This is a genomic window from Rhodococcus sp. NS-SX18 (assembly GCF_057367935.1).
On sequence record NZ_CM170633.1, the window covers coordinates 3,328,188 to 3,346,308 of the forward strand.

Consider the following 18,121-nt stretch of genomic DNA (forward strand, 5'->3'; position numbering starts at 1 on the left):
TGTGCCGGAGCGGCGTCCGGTAGGGGTTCGGGGGTGAAAAGATGGTGTCCGTCGCAGGCCGGCCGCCTCGGCCGTGACTTCGGAACCGGGAAAGGACGCTCGTGTCGTACCTGTTACGCGTCCAGCTTCCCGATCGCCCGGGCAGCCTCGGCTCACTCGCCGTCGCGCTCGGGTCGGTCGGTGCGGACATCCTCTCGCTCGACGTCGTCGAGCGCGGCGCCGGCTTCGCGATCGACGATCTCGTCGTCGACGTCGATGCCGGTTCGCTGCCGGACACGCTCATCACGGCCGCCGAACGCCTCGAGGGCGTGACGGTGGACTCGATCCGGCCCTATGCGGGAATCCTCGACACCCACCGCGAACTCGAGCTGATCGACCAGGTTGCCACCGCACGCCACGACCGGTTGCAGGTGCTCGTCGACGGCGCACCCCGGGTGCTGCGGGTCGGCTGGGCGACCGTCGTGGACACCGGCCCGCACGGCGCGTACCGGGTCGTGGGCAGTTCCGGTGCCCCCGAGACCCGGCCGGCGGAGGTGCCGTGGATGCCGCTGGAGAAGCCGATGCTGCTCGACCACGAGGGCGAGTGGGTGCCCGACCTGTGGCGGACGATGAACACGACTCTGGCGGCGGCGCCGCTGGGCACCCACGGACGGGTGCTGATGCTCGGCCGGCCCGGCGGCCCGGAGTTCCGCCCGTCCGAGGTGGCCCGGCTCGGCTACCTGGCCGGCATCATCGGCACGGTCCTCGGCTGACCGGACGCCTCAGACCAGTTCGCGGACCAGGGTGGTCAGCTCCACGCCGGGCACCGGCGCCCAGTCGCGCTCGGTGACCGGGACGAATCCGTTGCGGTCGTAGATGCGGCGCGCCTCGACCATGTCCGGCTGGGTGGAGAGCACCACCGCGCGGTCACCGCGGTCGTAGGCGGTGTCGAGGACGTGCCGCACCAGCGCCGACCCGACACCGCGCCCGCGCGCCGACGCCGCGACGGCCAGCATCCGGAACTCGAGTTCGCCCTTCTCGGCGACGTTCGCGAAGCGTGATGCCGGCTCGGCCAGCGTCACCGACCCGACGATCTCACCGCCGACGAGCGCGATCACCACCTCGGCGTGTTCGTCGCGGGCGGCGGTGTCGCGCAGACGCTCGGCGTACGGGTCGTCGGGCTCGACGAATCCGCCGCCGACGTACACGTCGACGGTGAGGGCGCCGACGGCGCCGTACTCGTCCGGGCTCACGCGTCTGATCTCGATCACTCGAGGACTATCGCAGTGCTCACCCCTTCCGCCCAAACGGTTCCCGAGCGATCCTCGTCACACCGGCACCGGCCGCCGGTCAGCTCTCGAGCTCGCCGAACTCCTCCTCGATCGCGTCGGTGCCCTCCGTGACGGCGGCCGGGCCGAGCTCGAGCAGGCGGCGGAACCCCTCTTCGTCGAGGACAGGGACGCCCAGCTCGGCCGCCTTGTCGGCCTTCGTTCCCGGCGCGTCCCCGACGACGACGAACGCGGTCTTCTTCGACACCGAGCCGGCCGCCTTGCCGCCGCGGAGCAGGATCGCCTCCTTGGCCTGGTCCCGGGAGAACCCCTCGAGCGAGCCGGTGACGACGATCGACAGGCCCTCGAGGGTGCGTTCGACGGATTCGTCGCGCTCGTCGAGCATGCGCACCCCTGCCGCGCGCCACTTCTCGACGATCGCGACGTGCCAGTCGACCGCGAACCATTCGCCCAGCGCCGCTGCGATGGTCGGTCCGACCCCCTCCACTGCGGCGAGCTCGTCGACGGACGCCTCCCGGATCCGGTCGAGGCTGCCGAACTCGGTGGCCAGCGCCCGCGCGGCGGTCGGACCGACGTGCCGGATCGACAGCGCGACCAGCACCCGCCACAGCGGCTTGTCCTTGGCCGCACGAAGATTCGTGAGCAGCCGGGCGCCGTTGGCGGACAGTGCCCCGGCCTTGGTGCGGAAGAGCGACGTCCGCAGCAGGTCGTCGGCGGTCAGGTCGAACAGGTCGCCCTCGTCGGCGATCACCCCGGCCTCGAGCAGCGCGGTGGCCGCCTCGTACCCGAGGGCCTCGATGTCGAACGCGCCGCGGCCCGCGACGTGGAAGACCCGCTCGCGCAGCTGCGCCGGGCAGTACCGCTGGTTGGGGCAGCGCAGGTCCACGTCGCCTTCCTTGGCGGGGGCGAGCGGTGTCCCGCACTCGGGGCATTCGGTGGGCATGACGAACTCGCGTTCGGTGCCGTCGCGCAGGTCCACGACCGGCCCGAGCACCTCGGGGATGACGTCACCGGCCTTGCGCAGCACCACGGTGTCGCCGATCAGCACCCCCTTGCGTGCGACCTCCGACGCATTGTGCAACGTGGCGAGGGAGACGGTCGATCCGGCGACCGTGACCGGTTCCATGTAGGCGAACGGGGTGACCCGGCCGGTACGGCCGACGCTGACCCGGATGTCGAGCAACTTGGTGGTCACCTCCTCCGGCGGGTACTTGTAGGCGATCGCCCACCGGGGCGCGCGCGAGGTGCTGCCGAGCCGCCGCTGCAGGGACACCTCGTCGATCTTGACCACGAGCCCGTCGATCTCGTGCTCGACGTCGTGGCGGTGCTCACCCCAGTACCGCATCCGGGCGAGGACCTCGTCGACGCCGACGACGCGGGCGGTGTGCCCGGAGACGGGCAGCCCCCAGGCGGCGAGGGCGGCGTAGGACTGCGACAGCGACACCGGCTCGAATCCCTCGACGTGGCCGAGCCCGTGGCAGATCATCCCGAGGCGCCGCCGCGCGGTCACCGCAGGGTTCTTCTGCCGCAGCGATCCGGCCGCCGTGTTGCGTGGATTGGCGAACGGGGCCTTGCCCTCGGCGACGAGGGCGGCGTTGAGCGCGTGGAAGTCCTCGAGCCGGAAGTACACCTCACCCCGCACCTCGAGCACGCGCGGAATCGGGAATTCTTCTGTCGCGGTGAGCCTTTCGGGGATGTCGTCGATCGTGAGGGCGTTGAGCGTGACCTCCTCGCCGGTGCGGCCGTCGCCGCGGGTGGCGGCCCGGCGCAGCCGGCCGTCCTCGTACACCAGGCTCAGCGCGACGCCGTCGATCTTCACCTCGCACAGGTAGTGCAGGTCCGGGCCGGTCTCGGCTTCCACGCGGGAGGCCCAGGCCCGCAACTCGTCCTCGGTGAAGACGTTGTCGAGGCTGAGCATCCGTTCGAGGTGGTCGACGGCGGTGAAGTCGGTGGCGAAGCCACCCCCGACGAGCTGGGTCGGGGAATCGGGGACGCGCAGGTCGGGGTAGTCGTCCTCGAGCTGCTTCAGCGTGCCGAGCAACTGGTCGAAGGCACCGTCGGAGATGATCGGCGCATCGCGCACGTAGTAACGGAACTGGTGCTCGCGCACCTCCTCCGCGAGTTGCTGCCAGCGCTCGCGCACGTCGGGCGGAGCTTGGGTGGGCGCGTCCGTCGATTCACTCACGCCGGAAAGACTAGTCGAGCGATACGACGTTCCCGGCCGCTCCGGACCGCAGCGAGTCGGGATCGTCGGTGAATGCGGCGGCGATGTCGCGGGCGAGGCGCAGCGCCCGCCGCGCCCATGTGGGATCGGCGCCGGCCAGGCCGCAGCGCGGAGTGACCCCGACCGAGCGCAAGGTGGCACGGGCGAAGCCCAGCCGATCGATCAGCGCGGTCGCGGGGTCGGCGAGCTCACGCCAGGTGGGGACGGCGGAGTCGGGCGCGGTGGAGGGCACGAGCCCGAGCAGGAGGGTCGTTCCGGCGTCGATCAGCTCACCGATGCCGTCGAGGTCGGCGGCGGTGAGCTGGGCGACGTCGAGTGCGACGGCGTCGACACCGCTGCGACGCAGCATCCCGGCCGGCACGCCCGGGGCGCAGCAGTGCACCGCGACGGGCCGCCCGATCGCCGCCAGTGTGGTCTCGAGGAGGTGCTGCGCCTCCGGCTCGGGGAGCGCGGGCACCGACTCGAGGGTCGTGCGCCCGGTCAGGGTTCCGGCCAGGACGGCGGGCAGCGCGGGCTCGTCCAGCTGCACCACCACGTCCGCGCCGAGACGACGAGTCAGTTCCGCGGCGTGCCGCGCCAGACCCTCACCGAGGGACTCGGTGACGTCGCGCACGGCGCCGGCATCGGTGAGCACGCGCCGGCCCCCGGCCAGCTCGGTGTGCGCGGCGAGGGTGAAAGGTCCGGCGGCCTGCACCTTCAGAGTCCGGCCCGGACCGAGTCCTGCTGTCTCCCAAGCCTCTTCGAGTGCATCGAGATCTCGGCGCAGCAGATCGCCGGCGCGGGCGGCGACCACGCCGCGACGACCGCCGAGCCGGTATCCGGTGGTGGACGTGTCGAGATGCAGGTCGACCAGCAGCGCGCCGGTACGGCCGACGAGATCGGCCCCGAGGCCCCGGGCCGGCAGCTCGACCAGGTGCGGCAGCGCCTCGAGCTCGCCGAGCACGGTCGCCGCCGACTCCCGGGCGTCGACGCCGGGCCACGAGCCGATGCCGGTGGCGACACCGGACCAGGATTCCGCACTCACCGGGCTGTCGCCGTACCGGTGCCGGCGATGGTGCCGCTGCCGAGGACGATGTCGCCGGCCGCGTCCGGCCGGTACAGCACCACGGCCTGTCCGGTGGCCACGCCCGTGAGGGGTTCGCGCAGGGTCACCTCGAGACCGGTGCCGACGCTCTCGGCGACGGCCGCGGCGACACCGCCGTGGGCGCGCACCTGCACGACGCATTCGAGCGGTCCGGCCGGCGCGGTGCCGCTGGACCAGACCGCACGCTCGGCGCGGATCGTCCACACCTTCAAGTCCTCCGCGGAGCCCACTTTCACGGTACCGGTGTCCGGCTCGATCGCGGTGACGTAACGGGGGCGGCCGTCCGCGCCGGGGCCGGCGATGCCCAGGCCCTTGCGCTGCCCGACCGTGAAACCATGCACCCCTTCGTGTTCGGCGAGCACGGCGCCGGACCGTGCGTCGACGACCCGGCCGGGACGCACCCCGATGCGGGCGCCGAGGAAGGCGCGGGTGTCACCGGAGGGAATGAAGCAGATGTCGTGGCTGTCGGGCTTGTCCGCCACCGCGAGACCCCGCTCGGCCGCTTCGGCGCGGATCCGTTCCTTGGGGGTGTCCCCGACGGGGAACATCGCACGCGCGAGCTGATCCGCCGTCAGCACGCCGAGCACGTACGACTGGTCCTTGCCGGCGTCGACCGCGCGTCGCAGGACGCCGCCCTCGAGCCGGGCATAGTGACCGGTGGCGACCGCGTCGAAGCCGAGGGCCACGGCCCGGTCGGCGAGGGCCGCAAACTTGATCTTCTCGTTGCAGCGCAGGCACGGATTCGGGGTGTGGCCGGCGGCATAGGACTCGACGAAGTCGTCGATGACCTCTTCCTTGAACCGGTCGGCGAAATCCCAGACGTAGAAAGGGATTCCGAGCACGTCAGCGGCCCGGCGGGCGTCGCCGGCATCCTCCTTCGAGCAGCAGCCCCGCGACCCGGTCCGCAGCGTCCCCGGCGCCGTGGACAGCGCCAGGTGCACGCCGACGACGTCGTGGCCGGCATCGACCGCGCGGGCCGCGGCCACCGCCGAGTCCACGCCACCGCTCATTGCCGCGAGCACCCTCATCGATGTCACCTCTCTCGACTACCGGCGCCGGCCAGTCCAGCGGCCCGCGCCCGTCCCACCACCTGCGGCAGTGCCGCCACGACGGCCTCCACGTCGGCACGAGTCGACGTGTGGCCCAAGGAGAATCGCAACGACCCGCGGGCCGTGCGGGGGTCCGCACCCATCGCGACCAGCACGTGGCTGGGCCTGGCCACGCCTGCGGTGCAGGCCGAACCGGTCGAGCACTCGATCCCGGCCGCATCCAGCAGCATGAGCAGCGAATCACCTTCGCAGCCGGGGAAGGTGAAGTGCACGTTGCCGGGCAGGCGGTCCGCACCGCGCGGGCCGTTGAGGATCGCGTCCGGTACCACGCCCGTCACGCCGGCGATCAGGTCGTCACGCAGCGCCGTGAGGACGGCGGCGCGTTCGCCGAGTTGGGCCGTCGCATCGCGCAGCGCCGCGGCCATGCCGGCTATTCCGGCCGTGTCGTGCGTTCCCGACCGGACGTCGCGCTCGTGCCCGCCGCCGTGCGTCAGCGGCACGCACGGCACCTGCCGGCCCAGCAGCAGGGCACCGACGCCCTGGGGACCACCGAACTTGTGCGCGGCGATCGTCATGGCGGCGAGCCCGCTCGCGGCGAAGTCCACCGGCAGATGACCTGCCGCCTGCACGGCGTCGCTGTGCACCGGAACCCCGTACTCGGCGGCGACGGCGGTGAGTTCGGCGACGGGCATCACGGTGCCCACCTCGTTGTTGGCCCACATCACCGACACGAGCGCCGTCTCGTCGGCGTGCTCGGCCAGGACCCGGCGCAGCGCATCCGGTTCGACCCGCCCGTCGGCCTCGACAGGCAGCCAGGTGACCTCGGCATCCTCGTGGGCGACGAGCCATTCGACGGCATCGAGCACCGCGTGGTGCTCGACGGCGCTCGCAATCACCCGGCGACGGCGCGGATCGGCGTCGCGGCGCGCCCAGTAGATGCCCTTGACCGCGAGGTTGTCACCCTCGGTGCCACCCGAGGTGAAGACGACCTCCGAGGGACGGGCGCCGAGGTCCGCGGCGACGGACTCCCGGGCCTCCTCGACGCGGCGGCGCGCCGCGCGTCCCGACCCGTGAAGGGAGGAGGCGTTGCCGACCGTCGCGAAGATCTCCGTCATCGCCGACACGGCCGCGGGCAGCATCGGCGTGGTCGCGGCGTGATCGAGGTAGACGGTCTTCGAGGTGCCGGAGGCTCCGGCGGGGTTCGAGGTCATGACCGGACCAGGATAGCGGGTCGGGCTCCGCGCCTGCCGACCTCACCGTCCGGCCCGGAGTTCCTCACGACCGGCGATGTCGTGGACGGCGCGGCCGAGCCCGGCGAGTTCGGCGTCGTCGTCGTTCCGGCGCACGGCCCGTTCGCACCGTGCGGCGAGGTCTCGTCGATCGGAGCCGGGCCGCTCGAGCGGGGCGAGCACCACTTCCACCACGACGCCCCGGTGCCGCAGCAGCCGTCGCAACGAGGCGCCCATCGTCTCGTCGCCGACGAACGCCGGGCCGGTGGCGATCCTCCCGGCGGCGTCGGCATACCGGAGCCCGACCGGTTGCACCGGGCGCCGGGCGTCGATCGCGGCCTGGAACAGCGCCGGACGGAATCCGCCGTACGCCCTGCCGCACCACGTCGTGCCCTCCGGGAACGCCGCGACCTTCTCCCCCGCCACGAGACGGTCACGGATTCGTGAGACCACGACGGGCAGCTCTCGCAGGCGCTCGCGCTCGATGGGAATGATCCGCATCCGCCGGGCCAGCGTGCCGAGGAGTCCCCACTCCAGCAGATCGCTGCGGGCGACGAACCCCGCGGGGGCGACGGCGGTGAGCACGAGCACGTCGGTCCAGGACACGTGCGGGGCGACGACGAGCACGCCCCCGCCCTCGTCACCCCGGTCCCGCAGGTCGGTCACCGTCAGCCGCAGCCCGGCGCACCGCAGCAGCACCCGGGCGAACGCGCGCTGGGTGGCGAGGCGCCCGCGGCGGGGCAGGAGCCGGCCGGCGGTCAGGAACGGGGCGGTCACCAGCACCGCCACGACGAGCATCCACCGGCCGGCCGCCGTGACGAAATTCACGCGCCCCGGATCGGCCGGGAGGCAGCCCGCGCCGCAGGGACTGGCCGGCATCCAGGCGTGAGCGCGGGTGTTCACGGCTGTCCTCCCGCGGTGTTCACGGCTGTCCTCCCGCGGCGTTCACGGCTGTCCTCCCGCGGCGTGCACGCCCGTGCTCCCGCGGCGTGCACGCCCGTGCTCCCGCGGCGTTCACGCCCGTGCTCCGGCGGCCGCCTCGGCGTTCTCGGCGGCGTTCCGAAGCCTGTCGAGATAGCGCGCGTCGGCGCCGGCGAGGCTCTGCAGCGCCACGAAGTCGGCCACGCCGAACTCGGGGTCGTGGGCGGGTTCGCCGCAGATGCGGGCACCGAGCCGCAGATATCCGCGCAGCAACGGCGGCAGCACCGGTCGCGCGGGTGGGGCAATCTCCTCGAGGGTGCGGCCGTCGAGGACGACCGGGTTCCGGGGAAGCACCCGCCGGACCGGCTCGACGGCGTGCCGGGCGAGCAACACGTCGCGCACTGCCCGTACGTTGGCGCCGGGCACGTCGGCCGGGTGGGTGCGGATCGGAACCGACACGCACCCCATCACCCAGTTGTGCCCGGTGAGCTGCAGGTAGCGCAGAATCCCGGCCCACATCAGCGACAGGACCGAACCGGAACGGTGGGCGGGGTCGACGCAGGCGCGCCCCATCTCCACCGCCCGCAGTCCGTCGGGATCGAGGGCGGTCAGGTCGAATTCGGTAGCGGTGTAATAGCCCCCGGCGGCGCGAGCGGCATCCGGCGGCAGCATCCGGTAGCAACCCACCACCGCGCCGGTACGGTTCTCGCGCACCAGCAGGTGGTCGCAGTACTCGTCGAAACGGTCGGCGTCGATGCCCGGCGGCATGCCTGCGGGAAGGCGGAACCCGGGTTCTGCGGCGAAGACGCGGTAACGCAGCCTCTGGGCGGCCTCGCGGTGTTCGCGGTCGGCGGACACGAGAAGGGAGTAACGCGGCCCCGACAGCATCGCCTCCGGCTTCGGGTTCCGGGCCGGCGCCAGCAAAGTGGTCATGGCGCAATGTGTATCGAGCCGGTACGTCGCGGCAGGGGCGGCACGGTGTCGCCTCCGTGCACGTCCGGTGAACATGCCCCGGCACGCGCGCGGCCCCGCACCCGGACGGGTGCGGGGCCGCGGCAGGACCTCGGGGATCAGCCCTTGTGCTTCTTGATCTCCTCGGTCAGTTGCGGAGCGACGTTGAACAGGTCGCCCACGACGCCGTAGTCCGCGATCTCGAAGATCGGGGCCTCTTCGTCCTTGTTGACCGCGACGATCGTCTTCGACGTCTGCATGCCGGCCCGGTGCTGGATGGCGCCGGAGATGCCCAGCGCCACGTACAGCTGCGGCGAGACCGTCTTGCCGGTCTGACCGACCTGGAACTGGCCCGGGTAGTACCCGGAGTCCACGGCGGCGCGGGAGGCACCGACGGCCGCACCGAGCGAGTCGGCGAGCTCCTCGACGACGGTGAACTTGTCGGCGCTGCCGACGCCGCGGCCGCCGGAGACGACGATCGACGCCTCGGTCAGCTCGGGACGGTCGCCGCCCACGATCGGGTTGCGGGCGGTGACCTTGACCGCGTTCTCCTCCTGCGCCGGAACCTCGACGTCCACGCGCTCGGCGGCGCCGGCCTGCGGCTGTGCCTCGACGGCACCGGGGCGCACGGAGACGACGGGCACCTCGCCGTTGGCCTTGGCGTCGACGGTGTACGCGCCACCGAAGATCGAGTGCACGGCCGAACCGTCGGACTTGACGTCGATGACGTCGCAGAGCAGGCCGGAACCGATACGCGCGGCGAGGCGGCCCGACACCTCCTTGCCCTCGACGCTGGCGGCGGTGATCACCGCGGCGGGGCTGGCGGACTCCACGAGCGAAGCCAGCACGTCGACCTTCGGGGTCACCAGGTAGCCGTCGATGTCGTCGGACTCGGCAACGTAGACCTTGGCGGCGCCGGCGGCGGCGAGCGCGTCCTGCAGCTTGTCGGCGGTGCCGGCCGGGCCGGTCACGACGGCGGCGGGCTCACCCAGTGCACGGGCGGCGGTGATCAGCTCGGTGCTGACCTTCTTCAGCGCACCCTCGGCGTGCTCGACGAGCACGAGTACTTCTGCCATTGCTCTTTCTCTCCCTTGGTATGTCTGCGGTGTCGCGTGGGTGCGATCAGATGATCTTCTGGCCGACGAGGTACGCGGCGATCTTGCTGCCGCCGTCACCCTCGTCCGCGACGCGCTCACCAGCGGTACGCGGGGGCTTCGGGCTGACACCGGTGACGGTGCTGCCGGCGTTGGCCACGCCGAAGATCTCGGGATCGAGCCCGATGTCGGCGAGAGTGAGGGCCTGAACTTCCTTCTTCTTCGCGGCCATGATGCCCTTGAAGGACGGGAAGCGGGGCTCGTTGATCTTCTCGGTGACCGAGACGATGGCCGGGAGCGCGGCCTCAAGGGTGAAGACACCCTCGTCGGTCTCGCGCTCGCCGCTGACCTTGCCGTCGGCGACGTTGAGCTTGCGCATGTGGGTCAGCTGCGGCAGGCCGAGGTACTCGGCGATGATCGCGGGCACGGCACCCATCCGGCCGTCGGTGGCCTCGTTGCCGGCGATGACCAGGTCGACGCCCTCGATCTGGCCGAGAGCCGCCGCGAGCGCGTACGCGGTCTGGATCGCGTCGGAGCCGTGGATGGCCGGGTCGTTGAGGTGGATTGCCTTGTCGGCACCCATGGACAGCGCCTTGCGGATCGCGTCGGTGGCGCGGTCCGGACCGGCGGTGAGCACGGTGACCTCCCCGCCGTCGCGCTCCTTGATGAGCAGGGCTTCCTCGACGGCGCGCTCGTTGATCTCGTCGAGCACCGCGTCGGCGGCCTCGCGATCGAGCGTGAAGTCGCCGTCGCTGAGCTTGCGCTCGGACCACGTGTCGGGGACCTGCTTGATCAAAACGACGATGTTCGTCATGGGTCTACGTCGACCTCCTGTGTATGACTTCCTTGGATCGGCGAGGCGCAACGCCTTGACCGAGCTCTCGTGCTTCGCACGGGGGTGTGCGATAGATTACCTCACGCTAAGTTACCCGCTGGTAACTTGGATGGAAACCTCGTCCACCATAACCACACGAAGGGAACCGCACGGCTGTGATCTGGACCACCGACGCCGAGGTCGACAAAGGTGGGGCTAATGTCGGGGCGGTGAGCGAATCCACCGTCCCCGCCGGCGACGCCCCTCGACTGCCCCTCACCGGTGAACGCACCGTTCCCGGCATCGCAGAGGAGAACTACTGGTTCCGCCGCCACGAGGTGGTCTACCGCGACCTGCTCCCCCGGTGTGCGGGCCGCACCGTGCTCGAGGCGGGCGCCGGCGAGGGCTACGGCGCCGACATGATCGCGGACGTCGCGAGCGCCGTCGTCGGACTCGACTACGACGAGAGTGCCGTCGCGCACGTGCGTGCCCGCTACCCGCGCGTGGACATGCGGCACGCCAACCTCGTCGAACTGCCGCTCCCCGACGCGTCGGTGGACGTCGTCGTCAACTTCCAGGTCATCGAGCACCTGTGGGACCAGCCCGGGTTCCTGCGCGAATGCCACCGGGTGCTCCGGGACGGCGGCGAACTGCTGATCAGCACCCCCAACCGCATCACGTTCTCCCCCGGCCGCGACACCCCGCTCAACCCGTTCCACACCCGGGAACTGAACGCCGCCGAGCTCACCGAGCTCCTCGAGGCAGCCGGCTTCCGCGTCACCCTCACCACCGGAGTGCACCACGGGCCCGTCCTGCGCGCCCTCGACGCGAAGCACGGCGGCTCCTTCATCGACGCCCAGATCGAGCGCGCCCTCGCCGGCGAGCCCTGGCCCGCGGACCTCACCGCGGACGTCGCCGCGGTGACGGTCGACGACTTCCTCCTCGCGCCCGAGAACATCGACGCCAGTCTCGATCTCGTCGCGATCGCGGTGAAGGATCCGGCGCGGTGACCACTCCCGCCGCCCGGCGGGAACCGGGTCTGTTCGCGCTCGTGCTGCACTCGCACCTGCCGTGGCTCGCCCACCACGGTCGCTGGCCCGTCGGTGAGGAATGGCTCTACCAGTCCTGGGCCGCAACGTATCTCCCGGTCACCGATGTCCTGCGCCGCCTCGCCGCCGAGGGCCGCACCCACCTGGTCACCCTCGGGGTGACACCCGTGCTGGCCGCGCAGCTCGACGATCCGTACTGCCTGACGGGGATGCATCACTGGCTCGGCAACTGGCAGTTGCGGGCCCACGAGGCCGCGGGCATGCGGGAGCCGTCCTACCGCGAGCTCGGAGCCCGTGAACACCGGCAGGCTGCCGCTGCCCTCGAGCAGTTCGAAACCCGTTGGCGCCACGGCGGATCGCCCGTGTTCCGCGAGCTCGTCGACGCCGACGCGGTCGAGTTGCTCGGCGGGCCCCTGGCCCACCCGTTCCAGCCTCTGCTCGACCCTCGGCTGCGGGCATTCTCCCTCGCCGAGGGCCTGGCGGACGCACACGCCCGCTGGGCGCACACACCGGCCGGAATCTGGGCTCCCGAGTGTGCCTTCACCCCCGGCATGGAGACCGGATACGCCGCCGCCGGGGTCGGGCACTTCATGGTGGACGGTCCCGCTCTGCGCGGTGACACGTCCCTCGGGCGGACCGTGTGGGACTCCGATGTCGTCGCCTTCGGCCGGGACCTGCAGGTGTCCTACCGGGTGTGGTCGCCGAAGTCCGGCTACCCGGGCCATGCCGCCTACCGCGACTTCCACACCTACTGCCACGACACCGGGCTCAAGCCCGCCCGCGTGACCGGCCGGACCGTCGCCCCCCAGGACAAGGCGCCCTACGACCCCGACCTGGCGTCTGCGGCCGTCGACCGGCACGTGGCCGACTTCGTCGACACGATCCGCCTGCGACTGCGCCGCGAGTCCGAGCGCATCGGACGCGACGCCCTGGTGGTCGCCGCGTTCGACACCGAACTGTTCGGTCATTGGTGGCACGAGGGCCCCCTGTTCCTGGAACGACTGCTGCGAGCACTGCCGGCCGCGGGCATCGAGGTAGGCACTCTGGCCGACGCACGCAACCGCGGGTACGTGGGCGCCCCCGTCGAACTGCCCGACACCTCGTGGGGATCCGGGAAGGACTGGCGGGTGTGGGCCGGCGAGCAGGTGCGCGACCTCGTCCAGCTCGACGAGGAAGTCGTGCGCACCACCCTCGACACCCTCGACAAGGCCCGCTCCGGGTCCCGGGGCCCCGCGCTGCGCAACCGGGCGCACGACCAGATGCTGCGCGAGGCGCTGCTGACGGTGTCGAGCGACTGGGCGTTCATGGTCAGCAAGGACACCGCGGCCGGCTACGCGCGGGACCGGGCCCACACGCATGCCCACGCGTTGCGGGAGATCGCCGCCGCGGTCGCCGCGGGCCGCGACGAGACGGCGGCGCAGCTGGCCGCCGGCTGGAACCGAGCGGACAATCTGTTCCCCGGGCTCGATGCCCGCCGCCTGCCCGATCGGATGGGAGCCCCGTCGTGAAGGTACTGATCGTCTCCTGGGAGTACCCGCCGGTCGTCGTCGGCGGCCTGGGCCGGCACGTGCACCACCTCGCCACCGAACTCGCCGCCGCCGGCCACGAGGTGGTCGTGCTCTCGCGCCGACCGTCCGGCACCGATGCCGGCACCCACCCCACGATCAGCCACATCGCCGAGGGTGTGCTCGTCGTCGCCGTCGCCGAGGACCCGCCGCACTTCGAGTTCGGCGTGGACATGCTGCCCTGGACGCTCGCCATGGGCCATGCCATGGTGCGGGCGGGGCTGGATCTGACCAAGGCCGGAATCGGCGACGGCTGGTACCCCGACGTGGTGCACGCGCACGACTGGCTCGTCGCACACCCGGCCGTGGCGCTCGCCGAGTTCTTCGACGTGCCGCTCGTGTCCACCCTGCACGCGAGCGAAGCGGGCCGGCACAGCGGCTGGCTGTCGAGCCGCATGAACCGGCAGGTGCACTCGATCGAATGGTGGCTCGCCAACGAGTCCGATCGGCTCATCACGTGTTCGGCCTCGATGAACGAGGAGGTCGTCGCGCTCTACGGACCGGAGCTGCCGCCGGCGACGGTGATCCGCAACGGAATCGACGTCACCGCCTGGTCCTACCGGGAGCGGGCGCCGCGCTCCGGGCCGCCGCAGCTGCTGTTCGTCGGCCGGCTCGAGTACGAGAAGGGGGTGCAGGACGCGATCGCCGCCCTGCCCCGGATCCGGCGCACGCACCCCGGAACCACGCTCGTCGTCGCCGGGGAGGGCACCCAGTTCGAGTGGCTGCGCGAGCAGGCACGGGTGCACCGCGTCGCGCGGTCGGTGACGTTCGTCGGCAACCTCGACCGCACCGAACTGCTCGGCCGGCTGCACCGCGCCGACGCGATCGTGCTGCCGAGTCGCTACGAGCCGTTCGGGATCATCGCGCTCGAGGCCGCAGCCGCCGGGACGCCGCTCGTCGCGTCGACGGCCGGTGGCCTCGGCGAGGCGGTGGTCGACGGCGAGACCGGACTCGCGTTCGCCCCGGGTGACGTCGCCGGGCTGGCGTCGGCGGTCCGGCGGACCCTCGACGATCCCGCCGCCGCCCAGCAGCGGGCACGGGCGGCGCGCGAGCGTCTCACGGAGGACTTCGACTGGCGGTTGGTGGCCACCGAGACCGCCCGGGTGTATGCGGAGGCGAAACGCCGTGTGCGCCATCCACTTCCCCGGCCTTCTATTCCTCAGCGCCCCCTGCCCGACCGGTGACCGGCAGCGCCGGCCCGCCTCACCGGGCCGGCAGCAGCGGGGGTTCGCGGTGCGCCCAGGGGCGGGCCTGCTCGAGCTGACCCGCGAGCGAGAGCAGCAGCCCCTCCGAGCCGAGCGGCCCGAGAAACTGCACGCCCAGCGGCAATCCCGCCGCGGTCCAGTGCAGTGGCACCGAAATCGCCGGGCGCCCAGTGATGTTCGCGAGCTGGGTGTACGGCGTCCGGGCCAGGTTCTCGTCGACGATGCGGTCCATCAGCCCGGCCCACCGCGCCGCACGGCCGAGTCGCGCCGTCACGATCAGGCGCGCGGCCCGCTGCAGCGCGGGCGGCGTGGCCAGTTCCCCCACGCGCGCCGGCGGATACGCCAGGGTCGGAGTGAGCAGCAGGTCGTACCGCTCGTGGAAGGCGCCGAGTTGCTGCGTGTATCCGTTCCACCGGCGCAGCGAAGCGAGATAGTCCGAGGGTCGGACGGAGTCGCCGAGCGCGGCGAGGAACCGCGTGTCCGGCTCGAACGCGTCGGGTGCGCACCCGGTGCTGCGGCGCGCCTGCCGGACGTCGGCGGCGAGCCAGGCGAACCACATCGTCAGCCAGTCGGTGGACAACCGTCGCTCGTCGATCCCCGTCGCGGCGGGTTCGACGACGTGGCCGAGCCCGTCGAGCAGCGCCGCGGCGTCCTCGACCGCCGCGACGGCCTCCGGGTCGACCCCGGTGCCGATCGGGGAATCCGTCGCGAATCCGATGCGCAGCGTCCTCGGGGGGACGCTCGCCGCGGAGGCGTACGACTCCTGCGGTACCGCCGCGAGATAGGGCCCGTTCGGGTCCGCGCCGGCCAGGACGTCGAGCATGACTGCCGCGTCGCGCACCGTCCGGGTGACGACTCCGTTGCTGACCGCCCCGTGCCGGTCCTCGTCCACCGCGGGACCGCTCGGCACCAGGCCCCGGCCCGGCTTCAGGCCGACCAGACCGCAACAGGCAGCAGGAATGCGGATCGAGCCGCCGCCGTCGTTCGCGCCGGCCGCCGGGACCACGCCGGCGGCGACCGCCGCCGCCGACCCGCCGGAGGACCCACCCGGCGTGTGCGCGGGATTCCACGGATTGCGGGTAGGGCCGTTCGCCTCGGGCTCGGTGATCCCCTTCGTCCCGAACTCCGGGGTGTTCGTCTTGCCGAACACGACGAGGCCCGCGCCCAGCCAACGGTCGACGACCACCGCGTTGCGCGCGGCGGGCAGCGTCGCCAGGGACCGGCTCCCACTGCCGGTCGGTAACCCGGCGATGTCCTGGAGCAGATCCTTGACCAGGAACGGAACACCCGCGAACGGCCCCTCGAGCGACTCACCGGCCCGGCGGCGCGCCTGCTCGTCGAGCCGGCATACGACGGCGTTCAGCGTCGGTTCCACTGCCTCGAGGCGGGCGAGAGCTACGTCGAGCAGTTCGTGTGGCGTGACCTCACGACGGGCGACGAGCTCGGCGAGCCCCACGGCGTCGTAGCGGCGGTAGTCGGCGTAGTCCATCGCAGGGCTCCTGTCAGGAACCGGGTTCCGCTGCCGGTTCGCGTCCGGCCTTCTTGCGCGCGATGTCCTCGAGCGCGGCGACATAGGCGGCGCGGTCGGCGGCGCCGGACTCCCAGTCCGTGCGGCGGTTCCTGACCACCTTGGCCGGCGCGCCGACCGCGATGCTGTAGTCCGGGATGTCGCCCTTGACCACGGCGTGCGCGCCGAGGACGCAGCCGCGTCCGGTGCGGGTGCCGCGCAGCACCGTGACCTTCGTCGCGATCCAGGTGTCGGGTCCGATGCGCACCGGGCCCTTGACGATCCCCTGGTCCTTGATCGGATAGGTAATGTCCTCGGTGCGATGGTCGAAGTCGCAGATGTAACACCAGTCGGCGACGAGCGTCGAGGCGCCGATCTCGATGTCGAGGTAGGTGTTGACGACGTTGTCCTTGCCGAAGACGACCTTGTCGCCGATGCGCAGCGACCCCTCGTGGCAGCGGATGGCGTTGCCGTCGCCGATGTGCACCCACCGACCGATCTCGAGCCTGGACAGCTCCGGGGTGGAGTGGATCTCGACGTTCTTGCCGAGGAACACCATGCCGCGCAGCACGACGTGCGGGTTGGCGAGCCTGAACTTGGCCAGACGGTAGTACCGGACCAGGTACCACGGCGTGTACGCCTTGTGCGCCAGCACCCATCGCAGCGAGGCGACGGTCAGGAATCGGGCCTGGTCGGGGTCCCGTCGCCGGGACCCGCGCCACCTCGTACGCAACGGTGCGCCCCACATGCTCGTCATGGTTGCCAGCGTACGGTCCGCCTCGTGCGCGGAGTGCGCCACCCGGCCCGATAGTGTGGCACATCGGTCATTCGAGCCACGGCGAGGAGATGAGTGATGCGGGCTGCCCTGCGGACGGTGATGCTGACGACCTCGGCGGCACTGGTGCTGACCGGATGCGGCAGCAGCAGCGGCCCGGTCGACGTCTTCGCCGCCGGGGCCTGGCCGGGGCGGTACGCCGACGCCCGCAACAGCAGCACCGCGCAGGCCGACGGGCTGCGCGACGTCGCGCCCGCGTGGTCGCGCCCGCTCGGCGGCGCCGTCACCTCCCCGGCGAGCGTCGCAGCCAACGGGCAGATCTTCGTCACCGGCGCGACCACCGTGGGCTGCAACCTCGTCTCGTTCCAGATCGACACCGGCCGCAAGCGCTGGTGCACCCGCCTGGCGCCGGGGGTCGCCGGGGTGACTCCCGCCGTCGACGGTGTGGCCAACATCTACGTCGGCGAAGAGGGCGCGATGGTGTCGTTCAACGAGCACGGCCAGCGGCGGTGGCGAATTCCGGTGAGCGGCACGCCGGGAACCGCCCAGTTCACCGGTGACGGAAACCTGGTGTTCGTCACGCATTTCGGGCAGGTCAACGTACTCGACCCGCAGACCGGCAAGCACGCGGCACCCATCTTCGACCTCGTGCCCACTCCCGCGGTGACGGACGGGACGAACGTGCCTCGGTTGCCGAACGACCACGGTCTGGCCGCCTGCTTCGGCGGATCGGAGGACTGCCCGGTGGCCACCACCCCGGCGGTCGATCTCGATACCGGCCGGATTCTGGTGACGCTGTGGCGGCCCGGCGCCGATCGGGCGGCTGTCGTGTCGATGCGCTACACCGGCGGCGACGATGCGCGCGTGGTCGAGGAATGGTCGCAGACGGAGCTGCCGGGCGGCGCGACCACCAGTCCCGTGCTGTCCGCGGACAGTGCAACGGTGTACGTGCACGACGGTGAGGGAGCCCTGTGGGCCCTCGACGCCGGGTCCGGTGCGCCCCGGTGGAGTCACGACCTCGGGTACGTGGCCTCCGCCGGCCCTGCGGTGTCAGCCGAGGGACTGCTGGTCCTCGCACCGGGAGGCCGGACCGGGGACCTGGTCGCGCTGCGCGACACCGGCGAGGCGGCCGAAACCGTGTGGCGCCGCGGCGACGTGCGTCAACTGGGAGTGCCGGCGCTGACCGCCGACGGCACCGGGTACACGGTGGCCCGTACCGACGACGGGTTGGCCGCCCTCGTGTTCGACGCCGCGAGCGGGGAGACCCTCGACGAGGAGACCCTGCCCGGTGCAGCCGGATTCTCGGTCGGCACCGCGGTCGGGCCGGCCGGTGAGTTCGTCACGACAACCCTGCCGGGCGAGGTGTACGTGCTCCGCTGACCCGCG

16 protein-coding genes are annotated in these 18,121 nt (G+C 72.1%); 5 read left to right on the forward strand and 11 right to left on the reverse strand.

Translation table 11 applies throughout. The annotated features are described in order from the left end of the window. Window positions 1-101 precede the first annotated feature (101 nt). Window positions 102-752, forward strand: coding sequence for an ACT domain-containing protein (locus tag AC2IPW_RS15360; RefSeq protein ID WP_003936974.1), 651 nt, complete (start codon window positions 102-104; stop codon window positions 750-752). 9 nt (window positions 753-761) lie between these two features. Here the strand turns inward: AC2IPW_RS15360 and AC2IPW_RS15365 are convergent, their stop codons facing one another. The 9 genes from AC2IPW_RS15365 to AC2IPW_RS15405 form a co-directional block, all read right to left on the reverse strand. Continuing rightward, the gene (locus AC2IPW_RS15365) at window positions 762-1,250 is read right to left on the reverse strand and encodes a GNAT family N-acetyltransferase (RefSeq protein WP_003936973.1); all 489 of its coding nucleotides are present in this window, start codon (window positions 1,248-1,250) and stop codon (window positions 762-764) included. Window positions 1,251-1,329: 79 nt separating this feature from the next. Then, window positions 1,330-3,453, reverse strand: coding sequence for an NAD-dependent DNA ligase LigA (gene ligA, locus AC2IPW_RS15370; protein WP_486375140.1), 2,124 nt, complete (start codon window positions 3,451-3,453; stop codon window positions 1,330-1,332). 10 nt (window positions 3,454-3,463) lie between these two features. After that, window positions 3,464-4,516, reverse strand: coding sequence for a methionine synthase (locus AC2IPW_RS15375; protein WP_486375141.1), 1,053 nt, complete (start codon window positions 4,514-4,516; stop codon window positions 3,464-3,466). Continuing rightward, window positions 4,513-5,604, reverse strand: coding sequence for a tRNA 2-thiouridine(34) synthase MnmA (gene mnmA, locus AC2IPW_RS15380; protein ID WP_416061322.1), 1,092 nt, complete (start codon window positions 5,602-5,604; stop codon window positions 4,513-4,515). Before mnmA ends, AC2IPW_RS15375 begins: the two co-directional genes overlap by 4 nt. A 5-nt stretch (window positions 5,605-5,609) precedes the next feature. Beyond that, the gene (locus tag AC2IPW_RS15385; protein WP_486375142.1) at window positions 5,610-6,836 is read right to left on the reverse strand and encodes a cysteine desulfurase family protein; all 1,227 of its coding nucleotides are present in this window, start codon (window positions 6,834-6,836) and stop codon (window positions 5,610-5,612) included. Between the two features lie 42 nt (window positions 6,837-6,878). Then, a complete protein-coding gene (locus AC2IPW_RS15390; RefSeq protein WP_003936968.1) occupies window positions 6,879-7,757 on the reverse strand; it encodes a lysophospholipid acyltransferase family protein in 879 nt (292 codons plus the stop codon). A 111-nt stretch (window positions 7,758-7,868) separates the two neighbouring features. Next, window positions 7,869-8,708, reverse strand: a complete 840-nt coding sequence (locus AC2IPW_RS15395; RefSeq protein ID WP_003936967.1) for a GNAT family N-acetyltransferase — start codon at window positions 8,706-8,708, stop codon at window positions 7,869-7,871. Window positions 8,709-8,845: 137 nt separating this feature from the next. After that, on the reverse strand, window positions 8,846-9,802 hold the full coding sequence (locus AC2IPW_RS15400) for an electron transfer flavoprotein subunit alpha/FixB family protein (protein ID WP_003936966.1): 957 nt from the start codon (window positions 9,800-9,802) through the stop codon (window positions 8,846-8,848). Window positions 9,803-9,848: 46 nt separating this feature from the next. Then, window positions 9,849-10,634 carry an electron transfer flavoprotein subunit beta/FixA family protein gene (locus AC2IPW_RS15405; protein ID WP_003936965.1) on the reverse strand — a complete coding sequence of 262 codons (786 nt, stop codon included), beginning with the start codon at window positions 10,632-10,634 and terminating at the stop codon, window positions 9,849-9,851. 230 nt (window positions 10,635-10,864) lie between these two features. Here AC2IPW_RS15405 and AC2IPW_RS15410 point away from each other — a divergent pair, with 230 nt between their 5' ends. The 3 genes from AC2IPW_RS15410 to AC2IPW_RS15420 are packed head-to-tail and all read left to right on the forward strand — an operon-like array spanning window position 10,865 to window position 14,432. Beyond that, entirely contained in the window at window positions 10,865-11,644 is a 780-nt protein-coding gene (locus AC2IPW_RS15410) for a class I SAM-dependent methyltransferase (protein ID WP_486375143.1), read from the forward strand. Continuing rightward, window positions 11,641-13,191, forward strand: a complete 1,551-nt coding sequence (locus AC2IPW_RS15415) for a 1,4-alpha-glucan branching protein domain-containing protein (RefSeq protein WP_486375144.1) — start codon at window positions 11,641-11,643, stop codon at window positions 13,189-13,191. Before AC2IPW_RS15410 ends, AC2IPW_RS15415 begins: the two co-directional genes overlap by 4 nt. Further along, a complete protein-coding gene (locus AC2IPW_RS15420) occupies window positions 13,188-14,432 on the forward strand; it encodes a glycosyltransferase family 4 protein (RefSeq protein WP_486375145.1) in 1,245 nt (414 codons plus the stop codon). Before AC2IPW_RS15415 ends, AC2IPW_RS15420 begins: the two co-directional genes overlap by 4 nt. 19 nt (window positions 14,433-14,451) lie before the next feature. On the opposite strand, the gene AC2IPW_RS15425 is transcribed toward AC2IPW_RS15420, so the two are convergent. Together AC2IPW_RS15425 and AC2IPW_RS15430 are read right to left on the reverse strand one after the other, a co-directional pair. Beyond that, complete coding sequence (locus AC2IPW_RS15425) at window positions 14,452-15,942, reverse strand: amidase (RefSeq protein WP_486375146.1); 1,491 nt, start codon at window positions 15,940-15,942, stop codon at window positions 14,452-14,454. A 13-nt stretch (window positions 15,943-15,955) separates the two neighbouring features. Continuing rightward, window positions 15,956-16,717: an acyltransferase gene (locus AC2IPW_RS15430; RefSeq protein WP_010596600.1), complete on the reverse strand. Its 762-nt coding sequence runs from the start codon at window positions 16,715-16,717 to the stop codon at window positions 15,956-15,958. Window positions 16,718-16,813: 96 nt separating this feature from the next. Here AC2IPW_RS15430 and AC2IPW_RS15435 point away from each other — a divergent pair, with 96 nt between their 5' ends. Next, window positions 16,814-18,115, forward strand: coding sequence for an outer membrane protein assembly factor BamB family protein (locus tag AC2IPW_RS15435; protein ID WP_486375147.1), 1,302 nt, complete (start codon window positions 16,814-16,816; stop codon window positions 18,113-18,115). Window positions 18,116-18,121 lie beyond the last annotated feature (6 nt).